Annotated in this window: 7 protein-coding genes; 2 read left to right on the plus strand and 5 right to left on the minus strand. The window is 67.7% G+C overall.

Annotated features, from left to right (window positions below):
* Positions 1–290 precede the first annotated feature (290 nt).
* The 5 genes from GOOTI_RS05385 to GOOTI_RS05405 all read right to left on the minus strand — a co-directional run bounded on the left by GOOTI_RS05385 (position 291) and on the right by GOOTI_RS05405 (position 5,137).
* Positions 291–1,211: an SDR family NAD(P)-dependent oxidoreductase gene (locus tag GOOTI_RS05385; RefSeq protein ID WP_169315788.1), complete on the minus strand. Its 921-nt coding sequence runs from the start codon at positions 1,209–1,211 to the stop codon at positions 291–293.
* A gap of 291 nt (positions 1,212–1,502) precedes the next feature.
* Positions 1,503–1,925 carry a GlcG/HbpS family heme-binding protein gene (locus GOOTI_RS05390; RefSeq protein ID WP_007237560.1) on the minus strand — a complete coding sequence of 141 codons (423 nt, stop codon included), beginning with the start codon at positions 1,923–1,925 and terminating at the stop codon, positions 1,503–1,505.
* A 24-nt stretch (positions 1,926–1,949) separates the two neighbouring features.
* Complete coding sequence (locus GOOTI_RS05395) at positions 1,950–2,603, minus strand: NADPH-dependent F420 reductase (RefSeq protein WP_007237561.1); 654 nt, start codon at positions 2,601–2,603, stop codon at positions 1,950–1,952.
* Positions 2,604–2,629: 26 nt separating this feature from the next.
* Positions 2,630–4,084 (minus strand): MFS transporter, encoded by a 1,455-nt coding sequence (locus GOOTI_RS05400; RefSeq protein ID WP_007237562.1) that lies wholly within the window; start codon positions 4,082–4,084, stop codon positions 2,630–2,632.
* Between the two features lie 84 nt (positions 4,085–4,168).
* Positions 4,169–5,137 (minus strand): quinone oxidoreductase family protein, encoded by a 969-nt coding sequence (locus tag GOOTI_RS05405; RefSeq protein ID WP_007237563.1) that lies wholly within the window; start codon positions 5,135–5,137, stop codon positions 4,169–4,171.
* 75 nt (positions 5,138–5,212) lie between these two features.
* On the opposite strand from GOOTI_RS05405, the gene GOOTI_RS05410 reads away from it, so the two are divergent.
* Positions 5,213–6,226, plus strand: a complete 1,014-nt coding sequence (locus tag GOOTI_RS05410) for an aldo/keto reductase (RefSeq protein ID WP_007237564.1) — start codon at positions 5,213–5,215, stop codon at positions 6,224–6,226.
* A gap of 27 nt (positions 6,227–6,253) precedes the next feature.
* A partial coding sequence (locus GOOTI_RS05415; RefSeq protein ID WP_007237565.1) for an isochorismatase family protein occupies positions 6,254–6,578 on the plus strand: 325 nt, incomplete at its 3' end.

Consider the following 6,578-nt stretch of genomic DNA (forward strand, 5'->3'; position numbering starts at 1 on the left):
GTTCCGGACGCGACTGAGACGTTCCCATCAGATAGTCGTTGCGGAGCAACGCAGTCGCGACGACCCTGCTCGGAGGACCCAACGGTCCGACCACCACATAGCGCGGCACAACCGTAAGAATGCCACTCTGAGGGACCGAAACCGATCCCGGCGAGGTCGAATCCGGAATAGATCAAATCCCCGAAGAACTGGGGGCCATTGTTTCGATGCCGAGCAGACTTGTTCACTCAACGTCGAAGAGTCACCAGCTCGCCTAGACCACTCGGACCGCCTCTATCGCGCCTGCGTACTCACGCCCCCAGGTCTGCAGGGTTCATGTTCGCAAAAGCCTCTGCCACAGCTGGGTTGGCTGCAATCATCTCGTCAGTGAACTGGTCGCCGGTTACCCGGTACGGTGTCAACTCGCGAGAGTCGTTAGTGAGTTCTTGAGCAACGTCGATCCAACCTTCAGGCGATGCTGTGGTGGATTGGACGCGTGGCATTCCGGCGAGCACCATTCGGCCCGCCCTCCCGCCGGCCACCTGGTATAGGTCTCCATGTACCGCTGTGTCCTGGTGGGCCAAGAAGGTGACGAAATTCGCGACATGCTCTGGTCCCATCCCGTTACGCAGGGTATTGAGGATAGTGGGGTCGCTGTAGGCGTTTTCGGTCATCGGTGTCCATGCTGTGGGCATGAGGGTAGATACTTGAACGCCGACTCGGTCGCCCTCCATCGCCAGGGTGTTTCCCAGCGCCCAGATCGCGCCCTTGGCCGCGCCGTACGCGCTGGCCCCAGGGTTGGCTAGGATGCCACTCGACGAGACGAGAATCAGGCGTCCAGAGCCCGAACTCACGAGGTGGGGCCAGGCCGCTCGGGACAAGTCTGTAGCGCCCTTAAAGGAGACGTCGAACACTTTCCAGAATTCTTGTTCGGGTTGCTCGCTGAATAGTCCGACGCGGATGATGCCTGCGTTGCTGACTACGATGTCGAGACGGTCGAAGGCGTTCAGGGCGGTGTCGACGATGGCCGGCGCGGTCGTTGAGACATCGTTCGTGTCAACAACCGCAGTGCCTCCGGCGTCGAGAATCTCGCGCACGACACCTTCGGCGTGGGGGGCCGACACGTCGTTGACAACTACTCGCGCACCACGTGAAGCCAACGTCATCGCGTGTGCCCGCCCCATGCCTTGTCCGGCTCCGGTGACGATCGCGACGCGCTGCTTGAAATCCATTGTCATCGCATCTCCTTGTTCGATTAAGGCAGTCGTAGACCATCGGGCCGATGGGCCGGTGGATCGAGCGCGTTCGAGCGACCAGAGGGACATGCCCGCTCGCGCGAGGAGAGTGCCCGGCAGCATTCGGTGCTGCCGGGCACTCAGGTTGGACGGCTCTTGAGTTGCTCACCTATGAGCCACCGTAGAGACGAGCCAGGCTCCTCCCGCATGGATGCGAGGCAGACGCTGGTCGCGCCGATCGCCGTCGCCTCGCACCGGACACGTTCATGTCGCCAGTAGTCAGCCGGATCAGAATGCCTGGTGAGGGCGCACAGCACTGTCGGCGACGAGGTGATCGTCGCCGGGCGCGGGTGCCCCGCCGATCCCGATCCCGCCTAGAAGCGTTCCATCGGTCGCGCGGATTGGGATGCCTCCCGGAACGGGTGTGATGGGGCGGTTCGGGCCGGCGGCGTGTGGAAGCCCGTGGATCGGCTGGCCCGGTGCGGTGAGTGGTTGGAGGTCGCTGGTCGAGGCGCCGATCGCGGCGGCGGTCCAGGCTTTCGCCTGCGCGGATAGGCCGCTGGCGAGGGTGCTGCCGTCCTGTCTCGCGAACGCGACGAGGTTGCCGTGCCGGTCGATGACCGCGGCGCTGATGAGCCAGCCGTGTTCGGTAGCCGATGCCAGGGCAGCGTCGATGAGCTCTCGCGCGTGGTCCAGGGTGAGGTCGTCCATGGTGGGTCTCCTTCGGGGTCCGGGTCAGTAGTTGATGGGATGGGAGTGCCAGGTCTCGGCTTCACGGATCTTCGCTACGAGTTCGTCGGCGCTGTAGTTGGTGATCCAGCCGGGGCTGCCGATCTGGATGCGCCAGCTCTGATCGAGCGGCCCGATGTTGACCGGCTCGAAGCCGAGCCGGTCAACCAGGGCCTCGACGGTTGCGATGCTCTCGGTATGGTCGCCGGCGATCGCGATCCCGCGCCGATCCGCCACCCCTGCGGGTCTGGCGTCGTTGGGGATGTCTGACCAGACGATGTGATTGAAGGCCTTGACGACCCGGCTGTCCGGGTACAGGTCCTGCACGTAGGCGGAGGTCGCGACGCGGTCGCGCTCCAGCGCGTCGATGGTGCCGTCGCGCCAGGGCACGTAGTTCGTTGCATCGATGAGGATCTTGCCGGCCAGCGCATCGCGGGGCAGATCGGCGATGGCGCTGAACGGCACAGCGACCAGCACCAGCTCGCCCTCTCTCGCCGCGTCCTCCGGGGTGCCGGGGGTTGCGCTGAGCTCGTCGGCCAGTGCTCGCAGACCGTCGGGTCCGCGGCGGCTGCCGAGGGTGACGGTGTACCCGGCTGCGGTGGCGACGCGGGCGACGGCGGTGCCGATGTGTCCGGCTCCGATGATTCCCAGATCAGTCATGGTCACAGTTCCTTTCGTATGCGGGGTTATGCGTGCGCGTCGGCAGGCTCGGTCTGCTGCGCGGTCTCGGCGGCCTGGCGGTGTCTGGGGAGGAAGATCGCGACCGTGATCGCGGCGGCCAGGATGAGCACGCCGTTGACAGCGATAGCGACAGCGAGCCCGGCGGCCAGCCCCGAGGCGCCGATCGCGGCGATGCCGTTGCCAGCGAGGGCGGCGGCGAGGACAGAGGCGATCAGCGGGGTGCCGAGCGCGAGGCCGACCTGCTGGCTGGTCGTCGTCAGCCCGGTCGCGAGTCCCTGCTCGCTGTCGGGCAGGCCAGAGGTCGCGGTGACGGTGTAGCCAACGATCGTACCGATGTGCCCGAGCGCCCCGATCACGATCCCGACCAGCACGATCACCCACGAGGCACCGTACGAACCCGCGACGGCGATCACGAGCGTGCCGACGCCTTGGAACACGAGCGCGGTGACCACGAGGGCCTTCTGCCCGTAGCGGCCGATGATCTTCGGCGTGAAGTTCGCCGCGACGACCGAGACGGCACCGATAACGGCGATCATGGCACCGGTGAGCACGGCACCCATCAGCAGCACGTCTTGGAGATAGAGGGTTAGCAGGTAGGTCAATGACGACATCATCGAGAACGTAGTGAGCCCGGCGAGGTTCCCGAACGCGACCGTGCGACGCCGCAGCACCGCGACCGCGACCAGCGGGTCCTTCGTGCGGGACTCGACGATGAAGAACACCACCAGCAGCACGAGCGCCCCGGCAAGCCACGGGTAGGCGTCGGGGTGCGCGAGGCTGGTTTCGCCGGCGACGGTGAGGCCGAACACGAGGCAGGTAAGCCCCCCGCTGATGAGTAGCGCACCGGGAAGATCGAGGCGCGGCTTCGTGGCAGGGCAGGTCTCGGTGAACAGGATCGGGGTGAGGATCAGCACGATGATCGCGATGGGCACGTTGATGAGGAACGCGGCTCGCCACGACAGGCCAGCGGTCAGCAGGCCGCCGAGCAGGGCTCCGGTGGTGAAACCGGCGGAGATGAGCGCCCCGTTGATGCCCAGGGCGCGTGCACGCCGTGGGCCTTCCTCGAACGAGGTGGTCAGCAGCGACAGTGCGGTCGGGGCGACTGCTGCTGCGCCGAGCCCCTGGATCACCCGGCCGGCGATGAGGAACCACGCCGTGTCTGCCAACCCGCCCATGAGGGAGCCGGTGCCGAGCAGGGCGATGCCGGTCAGGAACAGCAGGCGCCGGCCCGTGAGGTCTCCGAGTCGTCCGAAGAGCAGGCCGAGGCCGGCGGCGGGTAACGCGAACGCGGTGATGATCCACTGCAGCCCGGCCACGCCGATGCCGACGTCGCGGCCGATCTCGGGCAGGGCGACGTTCAGGACAGAGAAATCGACCGCGAGCAGGAAGCTCGCGCTCAGTAGGACGACCAGCTTCCATCGCTCAGCGCGGGAGAGGCGGGTATCGGAGAGTTCAGGCATCGGGGTCTTTCTCGGGGTAGGGGCGGTGCGAGTCGTCCGGTCGCGGCTCGCACCGCAGAAGGAGGACGAGCAGAGGCAGGGGGTTCAGGCGGTCTCGTGGACGAGGACGGTCTTGCCGACCGTGGTGCCGTCGCGCAGCGCGGCGAGCACGCGCGGGGCATCCTGGATCGGCGCCTGCTCAGCCACGTGCACGGTGACCTCGCCGGCGGCGACCAGGGCGAGAGCACGGCGCAGGTAGATGCCAACCAGGTCCGGTTCTGCGGCGGAGAGCGCGCCGAGGTTGAAGCCGAGCACGCCGGTGCCGCCGAACCAGAGCGTGTTGCTGCTGACTGCCTGGTCGCCAGCCTGTGCCGCGTCGCCGACCGCGAGCAGCCGACCGCCCAGGCGCAGCAGGCCGAGACTCGTCTGGCGGCCCGGCCCGGAGACGGGGTCGGCGATCACGTTGAACTGCCCTTGCTCCGCGCCATCGAGGTCCGAACGCAGCCACACCTCGTCGTATCCGAGATCGAGGGCGGCCTGCCGCTTCGCCTCGCTGCCGACAACCCCGACGACGCGGCCGGCACCAAGCCGTCGGGCGATCTGCCCGAACTGCGACCCGAGGCCGCCGGCGGCGGCGTGGACGAGCACGTGCTCGCCCGGCATTAGGTGCGCGATCCGTTCGAGCGCGATGAGTGCGGTCGTGGTGTTCGAGGGCACCACCGAGGCGAGCGCCGGGTCCATCCCGGCGGGCATCGGGGCGACGAGCCCGGCATGGGTGACGGCGACCTGCCCGTATCCGCCTCCGCCGTTGATCGTGAGCGCGGCAACTCGATCGCCGGGCGTGAATCCGGTGACGCCCTGGCCGAGGGCTCGGATGCGGCCGGAGGCTTCGATGCCGGGCACCCAGGGCAGCGGGTTCGGCACGAACCCACCCGCGAACAGCGCCTCGACGTAGTTCGCTCCCGCGTACTCCACGTCGATCGCGATCTGCCCCGGCGCTGGCTCGGGTGCGGGGATGTCGTCGTAGCTCAGCCCGTCGGGGCCGTCGTAGCTGGTGATCTGCACAGCCTTCATGCTCTGCTTCCTTTCCTCATGTTGTCAGCAACCTGTATAGTATAAGCCTACTTACTAATGCGAGCGGAGGAGACCATGGACAAGCGCGAACTCGGCACCGGCGGCCCCCAGGTGGCACCGATCGGCCTGGGCTGCATGGGCATGAGCTGGGGCTACGCGGAGAGCCGCCGCGACGACCACACCTCGATCGAGGTCATCCGCCGCGCCCTCGACGCCGGCGTTGACTTGCTCGACACCGCAGCCGTCTACGGCGACGGACACAACGAGCGCCTCGTGGGTCGCGCCATCACCGGTCGCCGCGATGAGGTGGTCGTCGCGACCAAGGGCGGTCTCGTGGTCGACGACCTCGCCACCAAGCGGATGCACCGCGACGGCCGCCCCGAGACCTTGCGCCGCCAGGTCGAGGACAGCCTGACTCATCTCGGCGTCGACCGGCTCGACCTCTACTACCCGCACCGCGTCGACCCGGATGTGCCGATCGAGGAGAGCTGGGGCGCTCTTGCCGCCCTGGTCGCGGAGGGCAAGGTAGACCGTCTCGGCCTCTCCGAGGTCTCGATCGCGCAGGCCGAGGCCGCGCATGCGATCCATCCGGTCTCGGCGATCCAGTCCGAGCTCTCCCTCTGGACCCGCGATCCCCTCGGCGACCCGGCCACCGACGCATCAGGAGACGGTGCCGCGGGCGCGGGCACCGACGCCGGCGGCGACCTGCTCGCCTGGACGCGGGACCACGGGGTTGCGTTCGTCCCGTTCGCGCCGCTCGGCCGCGGCTACCTCACCGGCACCCTCACCGCCGATGGGTTCGAGGACGGCGACTTCCGCGCCACCAACCCGCGCTTCGCCGCCGACGCCTTCGACAGGAACCAGGCGATCACCGACGAGGTCGCCCGCATCGCCACCGCACACGACGCGACCCCGGCGCAGGTCTCCCTGGCCTGGCTACTCCGACTCTCGGGCAACATCATCCCGATCCCCGGCACCCGTAGCGGCACCCATCTGACCGAGAATCTCGCCGCGACGGAACTGCAGCTCACCGAGGACGAGCGATTGCGCCTCGACCGGCTCCCGGCGGCGCACGGTTCCCGCTACTGACACACTGGTTGGGCAAGGAGCGAGAGAGTGACACACCTGAGACACCCTGCGCTGATCGTGATCGACGTCCAGCGCGGATTCGACGACACCGACTACTGGGGGCCGCGCGACAACCCGGACTGCGAGGCCAACATCACCGCGCTGCTCACCCTCTGGAGGGAGCGCTCCTGGCCGGTCGTGTTCGTCCGCCATGACTCCACCCACCCGGAATCGACGCTCGCCGTCCGTACGCCTGGGAACGCCTTCAAAGACGTCATCACCGGCGAGCCCGACCTCCTGGTCAGCAAGACTGTGAACTCAAGCTTCCACGGCACACCCGACCTGCACGCCTGGCTCCAGCAGGAGAGCATCG

Origin of the sequence: Gordonia otitidis NBRC 100426 (assembly GCF_000248075.1) — a bacterium.
Taxonomy (GTDB): Bacteria; Actinomycetota; Actinomycetes; order Mycobacteriales; family Mycobacteriaceae; genus Gordonia; species Gordonia otitidis.